Origin of the sequence: Amycolatopsis sp. NPDC051371 (genome assembly GCF_040682155.1) — a bacterium.
Classification (GTDB): domain Bacteria; phylum Actinomycetota; class Actinomycetes; order Mycobacteriales; family Pseudonocardiaceae; genus Amycolatopsis.
On sequence record NZ_JBFBAG010000031.1, the window covers coordinates 85,698 to 99,929 of the forward strand.

The 14,232-nt window shown below is 72.5% G+C and carries 16 protein-coding genes; 7 read left to right on the top strand and 9 right to left on the bottom strand.

Annotation, left to right across the window (positions count from 1 at the left end; genetic code table 11):
• Positions 1 to 9: 9 nt before the first annotated feature.
• Genes AB0M59_RS32965 through AB0M59_RS32975 form a run of 3 tightly spaced genes read right to left on the bottom strand, consistent with a single transcriptional unit; the run spans position 10 to position 1,338 of the window.
• Entirely contained in the window at positions 10 to 342 is a 333-nt protein-coding gene (locus tag AB0M59_RS32965; RefSeq protein ID WP_364623145.1) for a metalloregulator ArsR/SmtB family transcription factor, read from the bottom strand.
• Positions 339 to 788: an SRPBCC domain-containing protein gene (locus AB0M59_RS32970; protein ID WP_364623148.1), complete on the bottom strand. Its 450-nt coding sequence runs from the start codon at positions 786 to 788 to the stop codon at positions 339 to 341. Before AB0M59_RS32970 ends, AB0M59_RS32965 begins: the two co-directional genes overlap by 4 nt.
• 31 nt (positions 789 to 819) lie before the next feature.
• Positions 820 to 1,338: an N-acetyltransferase family protein gene (locus AB0M59_RS32975; RefSeq protein ID WP_364623150.1), complete on the bottom strand. Its 519-nt coding sequence runs from the start codon at positions 1,336 to 1,338 to the stop codon at positions 820 to 822.
• A 41-nt stretch (positions 1,339 to 1,379) separates the two neighbouring features.
• Here AB0M59_RS32975 and AB0M59_RS32980 point away from each other — a divergent pair, with 41 nt between their 5' ends.
• Both AB0M59_RS32980 and AB0M59_RS32985 read left to right on the top strand, forming a co-directional pair.
• The gene (locus AB0M59_RS32980) at positions 1,380 to 1,937 is read left to right on the top strand and encodes an XRE family transcriptional regulator (protein ID WP_364623153.1); all 558 of its coding nucleotides are present in this window, start codon (positions 1,380 to 1,382) and stop codon (positions 1,935 to 1,937) included.
• Positions 1,938 to 1,986: 49 nt separating this feature from the next.
• A complete protein-coding gene (locus AB0M59_RS32985) occupies positions 1,987 to 2,628 on the top strand; it encodes a DUF1345 domain-containing protein (protein WP_364623156.1) in 642 nt (213 codons plus the stop codon).
• Here the strand turns inward: AB0M59_RS32985 and AB0M59_RS32990 are convergent.
• Positions 2,615 to 3,586, bottom strand: coding sequence for an SDR family NAD(P)-dependent oxidoreductase (locus AB0M59_RS32990; RefSeq protein WP_364623159.1), 972 nt, complete (start codon positions 3,584 to 3,586; stop codon positions 2,615 to 2,617). The two genes, AB0M59_RS32985 and AB0M59_RS32990, sit on opposite strands and share 14 nt — an antisense overlap.
• Positions 3,587 to 3,641: 55 nt before the next feature.
• Here AB0M59_RS32990 and AB0M59_RS32995 point away from each other — a divergent pair, with 55 nt between their 5' ends.
• From AB0M59_RS32995 to AB0M59_RS33005, 3 genes are read left to right on the top strand one after another with little or no spacing between them, the layout of a single operon-like run.
• On the top strand, positions 3,642 to 4,097 hold the full coding sequence (locus tag AB0M59_RS32995) for a DNA topology modulation protein FlaR (RefSeq protein ID WP_364623162.1): 456 nt from the start codon (positions 3,642 to 3,644) through the stop codon (positions 4,095 to 4,097).
• Positions 4,098 to 4,126: 29 nt separating this feature from the next.
• Positions 4,127 to 4,732 (top strand): TetR/AcrR family transcriptional regulator, encoded by a 606-nt coding sequence (locus tag AB0M59_RS33000; RefSeq protein ID WP_364623164.1) that lies wholly within the window; start codon positions 4,127 to 4,129, stop codon positions 4,730 to 4,732.
• Positions 4,716 to 6,338, top strand: coding sequence for an acyl-CoA dehydrogenase family protein (locus AB0M59_RS33005; RefSeq protein WP_364623167.1), 1,623 nt, complete (start codon positions 4,716 to 4,718; stop codon positions 6,336 to 6,338). The genes AB0M59_RS33000 and AB0M59_RS33005 overlap by 17 nt, the downstream gene beginning before the upstream one ends.
• Before the next feature lie 12 nt (positions 6,339 to 6,350).
• On the opposite strand, the gene AB0M59_RS33010 is transcribed toward AB0M59_RS33005, so the two are convergent.
• The gene (locus AB0M59_RS33010; protein ID WP_364623170.1) at positions 6,351 to 6,881 is read right to left on the bottom strand and encodes a TetR/AcrR family transcriptional regulator; all 531 of its coding nucleotides are present in this window, start codon (positions 6,879 to 6,881) and stop codon (positions 6,351 to 6,353) included.
• 77 nt (positions 6,882 to 6,958) lie between these two features.
• Between AB0M59_RS33010 and AB0M59_RS33015 the strand changes: the two genes are divergently transcribed.
• The gene (locus AB0M59_RS33015; RefSeq protein WP_364623173.1) at positions 6,959 to 8,173 is read left to right on the top strand and encodes an FAD-dependent monooxygenase; all 1,215 of its coding nucleotides are present in this window, start codon (positions 6,959 to 6,961) and stop codon (positions 8,171 to 8,173) included.
• On the opposite strand, the gene AB0M59_RS33020 is transcribed toward AB0M59_RS33015, so the two are convergent.
• Positions 8,157 to 8,717 (bottom strand): TetR/AcrR family transcriptional regulator, encoded by a 561-nt coding sequence (locus tag AB0M59_RS33020; RefSeq protein ID WP_364623175.1) that lies wholly within the window; start codon positions 8,715 to 8,717, stop codon positions 8,157 to 8,159. The two genes, AB0M59_RS33015 and AB0M59_RS33020, sit on opposite strands and share 17 nt — an antisense overlap.
• Positions 8,718 to 8,808: 91 nt before the next feature.
• On the opposite strand from AB0M59_RS33020, the gene AB0M59_RS33025 reads away from it, so the two are divergent.
• Positions 8,809 to 9,816: an aldo/keto reductase gene (locus tag AB0M59_RS33025; protein ID WP_364623176.1), complete on the top strand. Its 1,008-nt coding sequence runs from the start codon at positions 8,809 to 8,811 to the stop codon at positions 9,814 to 9,816.
• Here AB0M59_RS33025 and AB0M59_RS33030 read toward each other — a convergent pair.
• From AB0M59_RS33030 to AB0M59_RS33040, 3 genes are all read right to left on the bottom strand, one after another.
• Positions 9,813 to 10,388, bottom strand: coding sequence for a DUF664 domain-containing protein (locus AB0M59_RS33030; RefSeq protein ID WP_364623178.1), 576 nt, complete (start codon positions 10,386 to 10,388; stop codon positions 9,813 to 9,815). The two genes, AB0M59_RS33025 and AB0M59_RS33030, sit on opposite strands and share 4 nt — an antisense overlap.
• 210 nt (positions 10,389 to 10,598) lie before the next feature.
• Complete coding sequence (locus AB0M59_RS33035) at positions 10,599 to 11,705, bottom strand: SWF/SNF family helicase (RefSeq protein ID WP_364623181.1); 1,107 nt, start codon at positions 11,703 to 11,705, stop codon at positions 10,599 to 10,601.
• Positions 11,702 to 14,227, bottom strand: coding sequence for a DEAD/DEAH box helicase (locus AB0M59_RS33040; protein ID WP_364623184.1), 2,526 nt, complete (start codon positions 14,225 to 14,227; stop codon positions 11,702 to 11,704). The genes AB0M59_RS33035 and AB0M59_RS33040 overlap by 4 nt, the downstream gene beginning before the upstream one ends.
• Positions 14,228 to 14,232: the final 5 nt, after the last annotated feature.

A 14,232-nucleotide genomic window follows, 5' to 3' on the forward strand; every position in this document is an offset into this window, starting at 1 on the left:
TCGGTCCTTTCAGAGGTTCTTCTGGATGGTTTCGGCGATGTGCTTGATGCGGCGGAGCCGGGCGTCCCAGGTGGCGCCGACGTCGGCGAGCTGGGCGACGGCGCGGGCCAGCTGGGTTTCGTCGACGCGGTACTGCTTTTCGCGGCCGGCGGCGGTGGCGTGTACGAGGCCGACGCGGTCGAGGACGGTGAGGTGCTTGGCGACGGCTTGGCGGGTCACCGGGAGGTGCTCGCTCAGGCTGGTGGCGGTGGCGCTGCCTTCGGCGAGGAGCAGGTCGAGCATGCGGCGTCGGGTGGGGTCGCCGATGGCCGACCAGAGGTCGTCGTCCACGGCGGTGCTCACGGGGTGGTGGCTCCGACCTTGGCGGCGTATCCGGGCAGGCGGGGCAGGAACTGGTCCCAGCCGCTGGCGTGGTCGACGTACTCGGCGGCGATCTTGGCTTCGTCCCAGCCGCGTTCGCGGAAGCCGGTTTCGGTCATCCGGAGGCGGGTGCCGGTGGCGGTGGGTTCGAGTTCGAAGACGACGAGGAAGGAGTTGCCGGGTGCGGCGGTCTCCCCCTCGGCGTGGGTCCAGCGGAAGGAGAAGAGTTTCGGGGGGACGGCGTCGACGACGGTGAACCGGACCTGCTGGCCGCCGAAGCCGATGTGGCCTTCTCCCCCGGGTTCGGCGGGGTAGTCGGCTTCGTCGGGCCACCATTCGCGGAGGTGTTCGGGGCTGCTGACGACGTCGAAGACGACTTCGGGGGTGGCGTCGATGTGGATTTCGCGGTCGAGGGTTCCGTAGTCCATGTCGGCTCCTTGTGCAACGTTTGGTTGCGTGTCACGTTAGCGGTGCCGGCGGAGAAGCGCAACCATTGGTTGCATGAAGGTCCTTCTGGACCCACGCGACGTCCCGCCACGCGCCGTGCTTCCAGCCGACGCGGCGGTAGACGCCCGACGGTTCGAACCCGAGCGCGCGGTGCAGGCCCGCGCTCGCGTCGTTGGGCAGGGTCATTCCCGCGAAGGCACGGCAGAAGCCGTGCTCGCGCAGTCGTTCGAACAGCGTCTCGTACAGCGCGCGGCCGGCGCCGGTGCGACGGCGGCCGCGTTCGAGGTAGATGCTCGTCTCGCAGGACCAGCGGTAGGCGGCGCGTTCGGCGAAGGGGTGGGCGTAGGCGAAGCCTGCGGTGTGGCCGTCGTCGTCGAGGACGAACCAGGCGTGGGCTTCGGCGATCCGCCGGGCCATTTCGGCGGCGGAGGGTGGGTCGTCTTCGAAGGAGATGACGGTGTCGGTGACGTAGGGCGTGTAGATGTCGGCGCAGGCGGCCGCGTCTTCGGAAGTAGCTTCTCGGATCAGCATGGCTCTTATGGTAGCCAGAAGTGGTCGTATAGTATCAACCCATGACCGATCCCCTGACTGCCCGCCTGGCCGCCACCGTGCACGCGGCACGCACGTCCCGAGGTCTCTCGGCGGCCGGCTTGGCCGAGACGTCCGGGGTGTCGCGGGCGATGATCGGCAAGATCGAGCGGGGTGACGTGCAGCCGACGGCGGCGTTGCTGGCGAAGCTGTCGGCGGCGCTCGGGATGACGTTGTCGGAGCTGATCGCGCGGGCCGAGGGTGACGAGCGGCGGCTGGTGCGCGCGGCGGAGCAGCCGGTGTGGGTGGATCCGGACACCGGGTACCGGCGGCGCGCGGTCTCCCCCGCCGCCGGGCGTCCGCTGGAGCTGGTCGAGATCGAGCTGCCCGCGGGCGCGGAGGTGCCGTTGCTCGCGAGCGCGTTCCTGCACCAGCAGATCTGGGTGCTGGACGGGCACCTGCGCCTCCGGGAGGGCACCGAGGTGCACGAGCTGGACGCCGGGGACTGCCTGCAGCTGGGGACCGCGCCGGAGCGGGTGTTCGCCAACCCGGGGTCACTCCCCTGCCGGTACCTGGTGGCATTGGTGCCGCGGACCACCTGACCAGGTGATCCGGCGTGCCCTCGGCCGCCGGGGCGGTTAGCTTCGCGCGGTGCGTCGTCTGCGGAGGATCTGGTACCAGTGCGCGGAGTTCCTGCTGGTGCTGCTGGGGTTGGGGTGGCTGGTCGCGCCGGACACCGGGCTGGACGTGGTGTTCCTGCTGGCGTGGGACGTGCTGGCGGTGGCGGTGATCGTGACGCGGTTCCTGCGGATCCGCCGCTACCGGCTGGTGGGTGACGGCGAGCCGACGTGGCTGCACAGCCTGCTGGGGCGGCGGTCGAGTTTCGCGGCGACGTTGCTGGTGAGCGTGGTCGGGATGTCGGCGGGCCTGCTGATCCTGGCGGCGAACGTGATCGCCGAGGAGGACGGCGAGTACGCGACGGTGCTGCAGATCAATGCGGTGCCGGCGGTGCTGGCGGCGTGGATCCTGCTGCACTTCGGGTACGCGGACCGGTACGCGCACCTGCACTACCGGGCGGCGCCGGGGCCAGGGTTGCGATTCCCGGCGACGGAACGGCCGAACCTGCTGGACTTCGCGTACTTCGCCTTTACGGTGGGGACGTCGTTCGCGACGTCCGATGTGGAGGTTCAGGCGCGGCCGATCCGGTACACGGTGCTGACGCACAGCGTGGTGGCGTTCGTCTACAACACGGCGATCCTGGGGATCGCGGTCGGCGTGATCACCGGGAAATAGCGTCGACGCCGGTGAGTTCGGCCGACAGTGCCCAGAGCCGGGCGGCTTCGCCGGGGTCGGTGGCGTAGCCGCGGACGCCGACGCGGTGGCGGACCGCGGTGACGCCGTCTTCGTCGGGGGCGGGTTCGGCGATGTCGCAGTCTTCGAGGTAGACGCCGCCGAGGCCGTCGAGCTGGGGTGAGGTGGCGGCCCAGACCTGGGTGGCGGCGCCGGCTTCGGGGGTTTTGAAGTAGTCGGTGGGGTTGCCGTGCTCGTCGAGCCAGCCGTTGGCGCGCCACTCTTCCCGGGGGACGTGGCGCAGGAGGTTGGTCATGATCGAGCCGGGGTGCAGGGCGAAGGCTCGCACGCCGCGGTCGCGGCCGAGGCGGTCGAGGTGGACGGCGAACAAGACGTTGGCCGTCTTGGCCTGGCCGTAGGCGCGCCACCGGTCGTAGTCGTGTCCGAAGTGGACGTCGTCCCAGCGGATCGGCGAGAAGTGGTGGCCGCGGGAGGAAACGGAGACGACGCGGGCGCCGTCGGCGATGGCCGGCCAGAGGTGGTTGACGAGGGCGAAGTGGCCGAGGTGGTTGGTGGCGAACTGGGCTTCCCAGCCGGGGCCGACGCGGGTTTCGGGGCAGGCCATGACGCCGGCGCTGCCGATCAGGAGGTCGAGGCGGCGGCCGGTGGCGAGGAAGCGGCCGGCGAAGGCGCGGACGCTGTCGAGGTCGGCGAGGTCGAGTTCGTCGATCTCGGTGTTCGGGATCCCGGCGAGGGCTTCTTCGGCGGTGGCGCGCCGGCGGGCGGGGACGACGACGTGGGCGCCGGCGTCGGCCAGGACGCGGGTGGTCTCCAGGCCGAGGCCGGAGTAGCCGCCGGTGACGAGGGCGAGCTTGCCGGTGAGGTCGATGCCGGTGAGGACTTCGGCCGCGATGGTGGTGGCGCCGTAGCCGGAGCCGATCTTGTGCTGCGGAGTGGTCATGGTTTCGACGGTAGGAGCTGGAGTGCGCTCCAGCGCAAGCGTGAGAATGGCGGGTGTGGAGCGGGTGCTGGTACTGGGGTGCGGCGGGTCCGGGAAGTCGGCGTTCGCGCGGCGGCTCGGGGCACGGACCGGGTTGCCGGTGGTGGAGCTGGACGCGGTGTTCTGGCAGCCGGGCCTCGAGGGGCTGGCGGCGGCGGAGTGGGTTGCGCGGCAACGGGAGCTGGCCGCGGGGCCGCGGTGGATCCTCGACGGTGACCTCGGGCCGTACGACGTGCTGGAGGTCCGGGCCGCGGCGGCCGACACGGCGGTGCTGCTGAACCTGTCGCCGCTGCGCTGTGCGTGGCGGGCGCTGCGGCGGGGCCGGGAGCGGTGGGACTTCTGGTCGTGGGTGCTGACCTACCGGTGGCGGCACCTGCCGAAGGTGCGGCGGGTGCTCGCGGGGGCCGAGGTGGACGTCGTGGAGCTGCGGTCGCCGCGGGCGGTACGAGTGTTTCTCGGGAGCGTTGACTGAAGTAATGAATCAGTGCTTCACTTCTTGACGTGCCCTACCGTCGCACCCCGAAGGTGCAAGAACGCCTCGACGCCCAGCGCGAGACGATCGTCGCCGCGGCCACCGAACAGCTCGCCGAGCACGGCTACAGCGGCTGCTCCGTCGCCGCCGTCGCCGAGCGGGCCGGGGTCGCCGTCGGGAGCGTCTACCGACACTTCCCCACCAAGGCCGACCTGGTCGTGCACGTGTTCCGCCAGGTCGTGACGCGGGAGGTCGAGGCGGTCCGGGCCGCGTCCGCACAGCCCGGCGAGCCCGCCGAGCGGGTCCTGGCGGTGTTCGAGACCTTCGCCCAGCGCGCGCTCAAGGCGCCCCGCCAGGCGTACGCCCTGCTGGCCGAGCCGGTCGACGCGCGGATCGACACCGAACGGCTCGAGTTCCGGCGGGCGTTCACCGACGTCGTCGCCGAGCACGTCGCGGCCGGCGTCCGAGAAGGCGCGCTGCCGCCGCAGGACGGCCGGCTGACCGCCGCCGCGCTGGTGGGTGCCGCCGCCGAAGTCCTGATCGGCCCGTTGACCAGCGGAAACGCCGGTGACGTCGCCGAGCTCCGCACGTTCGTCGTCCGCGCTCTAGGAGGTTCCGATGCCCGCCACGCATGAGGTCACCAACCAGGTCCCGCCGCTGCAGGGCCACGACGTCGCCGACGACCCGGCGCTGCTGGCCGGGCTCGAGCGGGCCGGCGCGGGCTGGGCGTCGGAGGAGCTGCACGAGCTGGGCCGGCTGGCCGGGAGCGAGCAGGCCCAGGAGTGGGGCCGGGTGGTCAACGAGAACGAACCGGTACTGCGCACCCACGACCGCTACGGCCACCGGATCGACGAGGTCGAGTTCCACCCGTACTGGCACGACTTGATGACCGTCGCGGTGTCGCACGGCCTGCACGGCACGCCGTGGCAGGACCCGCGCGAGGGTGCGCACGCGGCCCGGGCGGCGAAGTTCTACACCTGGGGGCAGGTCGAGGCCGGGCACAGCTGCCCGATCTCGATGACCTACGCCGCGGTCCCGGCGCTGCGGGCCAACCCGGAGCTGGCCGCGCGGTACGAGCCGCTGCTGGCGGCGACCGAGTACGACTTCGGGTTGCGCGAGCCCGACAGCAAGCGCGGCCTGATCGCGGGCATGTCCATGACCGAGAAACAGGGCGGCTCCGACGTGCGGGCCAACACCACGACGGCGGTGCCGAGTGCCGACGGCAGCTACACCCTCGTCGGGCACAAGTGGTTCACCTCGGCGCCGATGTCGGACATGTTCCTGACGCTGGCCCAGGCGCCGGGCGGGCTTTCGTGCTTCCTGCTCCCCCGCGTCCTGCCCGACGGCTCGCGCAACCCGATCCGGCTGCAGCGGCTGAAGGACAAGCTGGGCAACCGGTCCAACGCGTCGTCGGAGATCGAGTACGACCACGCCGTCGGCTGGCTCGTCGGCGAAGAGGGCCGCGGGGTCCGGACGATCATCGAGATGGTCAACAACACCCGCCTGGACTGCACGCTCGGCAGCGCGTCGGGCATGCGGCTGGGGGCGGTCCGCGCGGTCCACCACGCGACCCACCGGCACGCGTTCGGCAAGGCGCTGGTCGACCAGCCGCTGATGGCGAACGTGCTCGCGGACCTCGTGGTCGAGTCCGAGGCGGCGACGACGGTGGCGATGCGGCTGGCCGCGGCGGGCGACCGGCGCGACGACGCGCAGGAGCAGGCGTTTAGGCGGCTCGGGCTCGCGGTGTCGAAGTACTGGGTGTGCAAGCGGGCGCCGATGCACGCGGCCGAGGCGCTCGAATGCTTCGGCGGCAACGGGTACGTCGAGGAGTCGGGCATGCCGCGGCTCTACCGCGAGGCGCCGCTGTCGTCGATCTGGGAAGGGTCGGGCAACGTCGCTGCGCTGGACGCGTTGCGCGCGATGGGGAAGCAGCCGGAGTCGGTCGCGGCGTTCTTCGCCGAGGTCGAGCAGGCGGCCGGCGGCGACGCGCGGCTCGACGACGCCGTGGACCGCGTCCGCAAGGAGCTGACCGACCTGGACGCGATCGAGTACCGGGCGCGGCGGGTGGTCGAGGCGATGGCGCTGGTGCTGCAGGGATCGTTGCTGGTGCGCCACGGCCACCCGGCGGTCGCGGACGCGTTCTGCGCGTCGCGTTTCGGTGGCGACTGGGGCATCGCGTTCGGCACGCTGCCGGCCGGGGTGGACACGGGCGCGATCATCGAGCGCGCGGCGGTGCACTGACCGACGTGGGCTTCAGCCGAGCGCGTCGAGGGCTCCGGCGACCGCCGCGGCCTTGAGGTCCCCGACCGGGGCGTCGGGGAACTGCATGCAGACGTCCTGCAGGCCGCCCAGGGCGAGGATCGCGCGCGCCTGCTGTTCGAGGGTCGGCGAAGGGCCGCAGATCAGCTCGGTGAGCCGGGTCCGCCAGCCCAGGACCCGGTCGATGAGGCCGAGGTCGGCCAGGGTCGGCATCTCGGCCAGCAGCATGACCACGTCCGCGCGGTGGCGGTAGTTGAAGTCGAAGAACCCTTCGATCAGTTCCCGGACCGGTGCGTCCCCCCGATTCTCCTGGTCGAGGAGGAACTTCTCGCCGTCGTCGAGCATGGGCTGGACGATGCTGCGGACGAGTTCGTCGCGTGAGGGGAAGTGGTAGTAGAGCGCGGGCTTGGTGATGCCCAGCCGGTCGGCGATGTCCTGCAGGCTGGTGCGCTGCACCCCTTGGGTGGTGAAGAGGTCGCGCGCGGCGTCGAGGATGCGCTGCTTGGTGTCGGAGGGTTTCGGCACGGCCCCAGCATAACTGACTTAACGATAGGTAAGGACCTGTGGTACAACTTACCTACCGTTAAGTCAGGGAGGTACTCATGCGGATTCTCGTCTCGGGCGCCAGCATCGCGGGACCGGTGCTCGCCTATTGGCTCACCCGGCACGGCTTCGACGTCACCGTCGTCGAACGCGCCCCCGAACTGCGCAAGACCGGTGGCCACGCCGTCGACCTGTTCCGGCCCGCGATGGACATCACCGAACGGATGGGCGTGCTCCCCCGCGTCGAAGCCCGCAAGACCGGCACCACCCGGATGACGCTGCACCGCGAAGGCGTGCGCAGTCCGGTGCGGGTGGATCTGACGAAGATCTACCGCGCCACCTCCGACCGGCACGCCGAGATCATGCGCGACGACCTCAGCGAGATCTACTACGACGCCGGCCGCGACGACGCCGAGTACCTCTTCGGCGACTCGATCACCAGCATCTCCCCCGACGGCGACGTCACTTTCGAGCACGCCGCCCCGCGCAGGTTCGACGTCGTCGTCGGCGCCGACGGGCTGCACTCGAACGTCCGGCGCCTGGTTTTCGGTGAGGAGGCCGGCTTGACGAAGTTCATCGGCGCCTACCTGGCCGTGCTCTCCATTCCCGGCACCTGCGGCCTCGGCGACGGCGAGACCGTGCTGCACCTCGGCCCCGGCCGCACCGCCGGCATCTACAGCGCCCGGCACCTCGACGAGGCCCGCGCGGTGTTCCTGTTCCGCCGCGACGCCCAGCTCGGCTACCACCACCGCGACGTCGCGCGCCAGCAGGAGCTGCTGCGCGAGGCCTACGCCGGGATGCACCCGCAGGTCGACGGCTGGCTCGCCGAGCTCGACGGCCCGGGGCCGTTCTACTTCGACTCGATCACCCAGCTCGGGCTCGACACGTGGTCTCGTGGGCGCGTCACGCTCGTCGGCGACGCCGGCTACTGCCCCGGCCCGGCCGTCGGCGGCAGCACCAGCCTCGCGGTGGTCGGCGCGTACGTCCTGGCCGGCGAACTGGCCGCGGCGGGCGGCGACCACGAACGTGCTTTCGCCGCTTACGAACGGGAAATGGGCGAGCTGGTGCGCAAGAGCCGCGCGTTCGCCGTCGGCGCCGCCCGCGGCCTCATCCCCGGCTCCCGCGCCGGCGTGTGGGCGCTGACCCGCGGCGGGCAGCTGATCTCGGCTCTGCCGGCCCGCGTCACGACGGCGCTGGCGAAGCTCAACACCGGTGGTGTGCGGATGCACGACTCGATGCGGGTCAAGGACTACGCGGTCACGCCCGTGGGCTGAGCCCGTCGACGAGGATCGCGACCATCCGCTGGTTGTACTCCACGTCCTCGCCGCGCACGGGCTGGCAGAGCAGCGCTACGGCGTGCAGGAGATCCTTCGCGTTGACGTCGGCGCGGACCTCTCCCGCAGCCGCCTCCAGCAGGGCCGCCAGGACCGGCTCCATCCGCTGCATGAAGTAGCCGGGCAGGGCGTCGAACGCCGGGTCGCCCGAGTGCAGGGCCGCGGCGAATCCCCGTTTCGTGCCGACGAACTCCGTGTAGCGGCGCAGCCATCGCCGCAGCGCCTCCCCGGGCGGGTGCTCGGCACTCAGCGCCGGTCCGGCCTGCGCCACGACGTCGATCTCGCGCTGCAGCACCGCCGCGACCAGGTCCGCGCGCTGCGGGAAGTGCCGGTAGAGCGTGCCCACCCCGACCCCGGCCAGGTCGGTGATCTCCTTGGCAGGCGCGTCCACCCCCGAGGTCGCGAAGACACTCGTCGCCGCCTCCAGCAAGGCGTCGATGTTGCGTTGCGCGTCGGCGCGCCGACGCCGCGGCTCTGGGGTCACAGTGCTCCTCCGGGTAGCTAAGCGGAAAGCCCTTCCGTATAGTTGTGGAAAAGCTTTCCGCTTACGTTCGAGCGTACTCCGAGGAGTCCCCATGCAGTACCGCACCCTGGGCCGGACCGGCATCAAGGTCAGCCCCTTCGCCCTGGGCACGCTGATGTTCGCGACGTCGATCGGCAACGCCGACCCCGAGGACTCGGCCCGCGTCCTCCACAAGGCCCTCGACGCCGGCATCAACTTCGTCGACACCGCCGACGCCTACGGCGACTCCGAGGAGATCGTCGGCAAGGCGCTGCAGGGCCGCCGCGACGACGTCGTGCTCGCCACCAAGTTCGGCCGCCCGACCGGCCAGGACCCCAACCACCAGGGCGCGTCGCGGCGCTGGATCGTCACCGCGGTCGAGAACTCGCTGCGGCGCCTGCGGACCGACCACATCGACCTCTACCAGCTGCACCGCCCCGACCCGGGCACCGACCTCGAAGAAACCCTCGCCGCGCTCACCGATCTCCTGCGCAGCGGCAAGGTCCGCGCGATCGGCGCGTCCGGCACGCCGGCGTCCGACATCGTCGAAGCCCACTGGATCGCCGAACGCCACGGTCTCACCGGGTTCCACACCGAGCAGCCGGTGTACTCCCTGCTCAACCGCGGCATCGAACGCGAGATCCTGCCCGTCAGCCGCCGCTTCGGCATGGGCACCCTGGTCTGGGGCCCGCTCGGCCAAGGACTGCTCACCGGCCGCCCGCACGACGAACTGCGCCGCGCCGCCCTGGTCCGCCACCTCAACGACGAGACCCGGCTCGACGTCGTCGCGAAGTTCACCGCCCTCGCCGCGGAAGCCGGCCTGCCCATGACCCACCTCGCGATGGCGTTCACGATCGCCCACCCCGACGTGACGAGCGCGCTGCTGGGCGCCCGCACGATGACCCACCTCGACGACTTGCTGGCCGGCCTGGACGTCACCCTCTCCGACGACCTCCTCGACCGCATCGACGAGATCGTCCCGCCGGGCACCGACGTCGGCACCCTCGACCAGGCCTACCAGCCGCCGGCACTGCAGCAGCCGGGGTTGCGGCGCCGCCCGCTCGCCGAACGCGCCGCCTAAGACGCTCGGTGCCGCTCGGCCGCGTCTTGGACCCGCTCGCGGTACTGGTCCCACCAGGCGGTGTCGCCGATGTCCTCGCGGTCGGCGCCGCCGCGGCCGTCGATCAGCTCACGGACGATGTCCGCGTGGCCCGCGTGGTGCGCGGCCTCGGCGGTCACCCGCACCAGCAGCGAGCCGAACGTGGTATTCCGGCGCTCCTCAGGCCACCACGGCACCGACGCCGGCGCGTCCAGCGGCAGCCGCTCGATCGACTCGTCCGTGTGCCGCCACGCTGTCCGGTACAGCTCGACCAGCTCTTCGCGGGACTCCTGCGCGGTGGCCCACATGTCGGCGCTGTCCCAGATCGAGCCGTCCTCGACCCACGGGAGCCGGACCGGGGCTCGCCGGCCGACGCAGTCGCCGAGGTAGCCGAGCTCCCCGCCGGCCAGGTGCTTGACCAGGCCGAGCAGGTTCGTGGCCGTCGGGGTCATCGGGCGGCGGATGTCGTACTCGCTCAACCCGGACAACGACGCGAGCACGCTCTCGCGCTTCTCCTGGAGGTACCGGTGCAAATCGGCGGCAATGGCGTCCATGACCCGCACGCTAGCGGCGGGCACCGACAGAAACAGGGCGGGCGCGCGAGGAAGGCAGCACTCGCGCGCCCGCACCCCCAGTGGGCCCGGCGGAAAACCCGCCGTTGGGGAGAGGAGACAACGAGGATCAGGCTGGATACCGGGAAATCCCACGAAAATCACTGGCCGGACGCGGGTTGTTCGCGTGAAGAAGCCCCTTCGGGAGGAGGGTCAGCCGAGCAGCAGGCCCGGATCGGACTCCGGCGGCCCCGCGGGCCACCACTCACCCGCCTCGCGGCGGTACGGGTGCCACCGGCCCCGGCGGTCCAGCCGCACCTGCACCTCCCCGGCCGTGCACCGGTTGCGGTCGAACACCGGCTCCTCGTCGGTGACGTCGGCGAGCGCGGCCCGCGCGGCCGCCAGCGCCGCCTTCGGTGGTGTCCACGGCGAGTCCAGCACCTCGAGGCCCGCGCGCCCGCCGTGCGTCCACGCCGCGACCGCCCGCTCGAAGTCGGCCACCTCGCCCAGCCGCGAAGCCACCGCGGGGAACTCCGCGGCCAGCCGGACCGTGTCGTGGCGACGTCCCGGCCACGGCTCGCCCGCCAGCATCGCCCGCGCCTGAGCCGACGCGTTCGCGGCCAGCAGAGCGAAGGCCTCCGCGGGCACGCCGGGCGCGGCCGGGATCGACGGCGCCCCCGACGGCCGGAACTCCGCCGGATCCGGCAGATCCCCCGGCGTCCGGTCCTCGACGACCAGGTCCACCCGCGGCGCCGTGCGGCTCTCCAGCTCCTCGCGGATCTCCCGCTCACCCTTGCCGCGCATCAGCAACAGCACGAACGGGTCCGCGTCCAGCAGCCACGACGCCTGGAACGACAACGCCGCCGCGTGCCGGCACGGCAGCTCCCAGCCCGCGCAGTCGCACTCCGGGTCCAGGTCGCCGATCCCCGGCAGCAGGTGCACGCCGGCGTCGTCGGCCGCTGCCACCAGGTCGTGCGGCATGTCCCGGTCCAGCAGGGCCGCCAGGTGTCCCGCGCGCGAGGCGACCCGGTCGAGGAACCGCGTCCAGTCCGCTTCGGACAGCTCCGCCAGCCGCAGCTCGGTCCGGTACGGGCCTCCATCGACGCCACCGACGTCGTCGACGGTCGCCGCGATCCGGCCCGGGCTCACGGTGATCGGCCCGACCAGCCCGGCCGCGGCGTACTTGCGGCCCTTCTTCAGCTGCCGCAGGTCCAGCGCGGTGTCCTCCATCGCGCTCACCCACGCCCGCCCCCACCACGAGCGGGCGAAGCGCCCGGCCGCTCCGAACGCGGGGAACCCGCGCACCCGGTCGTCGCTCATCCGCGGCTCCTCAGCTCGACGAGCTCCGCGAGCTCGGTGTCGGTCAGTTCCGTCAGCGCCGCCTCGCCACCGGCCAGCACGGCGTCCGCCAGCGCGCGCTTTTCCCGCAGCATCGCCGCGATCCGGTCCTCGACCGTGCCCTCGGCGACGAGCCGGTGCACCTGCACCGGCCGGGTCTGCCCGATCCGGTAGGCCCGGTCGGTCGCCTGGTCCTCCACCGCTGGGTTCCACCAGCGGTCGAAGTGCACGACGTGGTCGGCGCGCGTGAGGTTCAGCCCGGTGCCGGCCGCCTTGAGCGACAACAGGAACACCGGCACCTCACCCGCCTGGAACCGCTCGACGAGTTCTTCGCGCCGCTTGACCGGCGTGCCGCCGTGCAGCAGCTGAGTGCCGATGCCGCGGGTGGCCAGGTGCTGTTCCAGCAGCCGGGCCATGGCGACGTACTGGGTGAACACCAGCACCGCGCCGCCCTCGGCGAGGATCGTGTCGAGCAGCTCGTCGAGCAGCTCCAGCTTGCCCGAGCGGCCGCCGGGCTCTTTGAGGTACTGCGCCGGGTGGTTGCAGATCTGCTTGAGCGCGGTCAGCAGCTTGACGATCCGGCCGCGTCGCGCGATCCCGTCGCTCGCGGCGATGTCGGCCATCATCTCCCGCACGACCGCCTCGTACAGCGCCGCCTGCTCGGGGCTCAGCGCGACCGGCTGGTCGGTCTCCGTCTTCGCCGGCAGCTCCGGCGCGATCCCCGGGTCGGACTTGCGGCGCCGCAACAGGAAGGGCCGCAGCAACCGCGACAGCCGCTCGGCCGCGGCCGGGTCCCCGGCCTCGATCGGTTTCGCCCACCGTGTCCGGAACTCGCTGAGCGAACCGAGCAGGCCCGGCGCCGACCAGTCGAGGATCGCCCACAGCTCCGACAGCGTGTTCTCCACCGGCGTGCCGGTCAGCGCCACCCGCGCGGCCGCGGGCACCAGCCGCAGCGCCTTGGCCGTGCCCGACCGGTGGTTCTTGACGTGCTGGGCCTCGTCGGCGACCAGCAGACCCCACCGGATCGCGGCCAGGGGTGCGGGATCGGTGCGCAGCGTGCCGTAGGTGGTGAGCACGAACCCCGCAGTGTCGTCTACGTCCTCGAGCGAACGGGCACCCCCGTGGAAGCGCCGCACCGGCACACCCGGGGCGAACCGGCGGATCTCGCGTTCCCAGTTGCCCAGCAGCGACGCCGGGCAGACCACCAAGGTCGGCCCGGACGCGCGGTGCAGGTGCAGCGCGATCAGCGTGACCGTCTTGCCCAGGCCCATGTCGTCGGCGAGACAGCCGCCCAAGCCCAGACCGGTGACGGTGGCCAGCCACTGCAGCCCGCGCAGCTGGTAGTCCCGCAGCGTCGCGGCCAGCCCGGCCGGCGGCGCCTGCGGTTCCGGCGGCGCGGACAGCCGTTCCCGCAGCCGTGCGAGCCAGCCTTCGGTGACGACTTCGACCGGCTCGCCGTCGACCTCGGTGGTCCCGGTGAGCACCGCGCCCAGCGCGTCGACCGGGGTGAGCGGCTTCAGCGTCCGCTCGCGCGCCTTCGCCGCCAGCGCCGGGTCGACCAGCACCCAGCGGTCGCGCAGCCGCACCACCGGACGGCGGGCCTCGGCGAGCGCGTCCAGCTCCGCCGCGGTCAGCACCTCACCGCCCAGGGCGAGCTGCCAGTCGAACTCCAGCGCCCGGCCACCGCCGAAGAACGACGGCAGATCACCGGGCGCGTCGCCGGCGTTCACCACGGCCCGCGCGGTCAGCGACCCCGCGAGCTCCGCCGGCCAGTGCACGTCGATGCCCACGGCCGCCAGCCGCGGGACCACGGCGGCGACCAGGTCGGTCACGTCGTCCTCGCCGAGCGCCAGCTCGTCCGGCACCGCCGAGGTGAGCAACGGGCTCAGCGCCGGCCAGACCTGCGCGCCGCGCCGCAGCGCCAGCACGACGTCGATGCGCGCCCGCGGCCCGAACCGCCCGGTCTCCCAGAGGTCCGCCGCGTCGGCGACCTGGCCCGGTTCGGCGAGGCTGTGCACCTGCACGACAGCGTGGAAGCGGCCGGTGTCGAAGCCGTCGCTTGCTTCGACCCGCAGCGACACCCGGACGCCCGAGTCGAGGCCGGCGGCCAGTTCGTCGGCCCAGTCGCGCACGGACTCCGCCCGCTGCGGCGCGACCGCGGCGAACAACCGCGTCCCGGCCGCCTTCGCCGCGGCGGGCGTGCGGGGCAGGGTGTCGGCGACGGCGTCGAGGAACGCCCGCAGCAGCGGCCCCGGCGCCCGCTCGTCCACTGGCATCGCGGCCGCGAGATCCCGCAGCCACGCGGCCTCCGCCGGTTCGAGCGGCCCGACGCGCCAGGCGTCGTGGCCGGCCTCGGTGACGCCCGGCAGCAGCCGGCCCGCCGCGACCAGCCGCAGCGCGGCTCTCGCCGCCGTCGCCCAGAACAAGACGGACGGGTCGGGATCGGTCGTGGTCAGCAGTTCCGGCAAGCCGTCCACCAGGGACAGCCAGCGCCCGTCGAGCACCAGCC

What these genes read in the sequence shown, in the direction of transcription:
- AB0M59_RS32970 (WP_364623148.1), bottom strand. Translation starts at nt 788, where the DNA reads ATGGACTACGGAACCCTCGACCGCGAAATCCACATCGACGCCACCCCC.
- AB0M59_RS32975 (WP_364623150.1), bottom strand. Translation starts at nt 1,338, where the DNA reads ATGCTGATCCGAGAAGCTACTTCCGAAGACGCGGCCGCCTGCGCCGAC.
- AB0M59_RS32980 (WP_364623153.1), top strand. Translation starts at nt 1,380, where the DNA reads ATGACCGATCCCCTGACTGCCCGCCTGGCCGCCACCGTGCACGCGGCA.
- AB0M59_RS32990 (WP_364623159.1), bottom strand. Translation starts at nt 3,586, where the DNA reads ATGACCACTCCGCAGCACAAGATCGGCTCCGGCTACGGCGCCACCACC.
- AB0M59_RS33005 (WP_364623167.1), top strand. Translation starts at nt 4,716, where the DNA reads ATGCCCGCCACGCATGAGGTCACCAACCAGGTCCCGCCGCTGCAGGGC.
- AB0M59_RS33015 (WP_364623173.1), top strand. Translation starts at nt 6,959, where the DNA reads ATGCGGATTCTCGTCTCGGGCGCCAGCATCGCGGGACCGGTGCTCGCC.
- AB0M59_RS33025 (WP_364623176.1), top strand. Translation starts at nt 8,809, where the DNA reads ATGCAGTACCGCACCCTGGGCCGGACCGGCATCAAGGTCAGCCCCTTC.
- AB0M59_RS33030 (WP_364623178.1), bottom strand. Translation starts at nt 10,388, where the DNA reads ATGGACGCCATTGCCGCCGATTTGCACCGGTACCTCCAGGAGAAGCGC.
- AB0M59_RS33035 (WP_364623181.1), bottom strand. Translation starts at nt 11,705, where the DNA reads ATGAGCGACGACCGGGTGCGCGGGTTCCCCGCGTTCGGAGCGGCCGGG.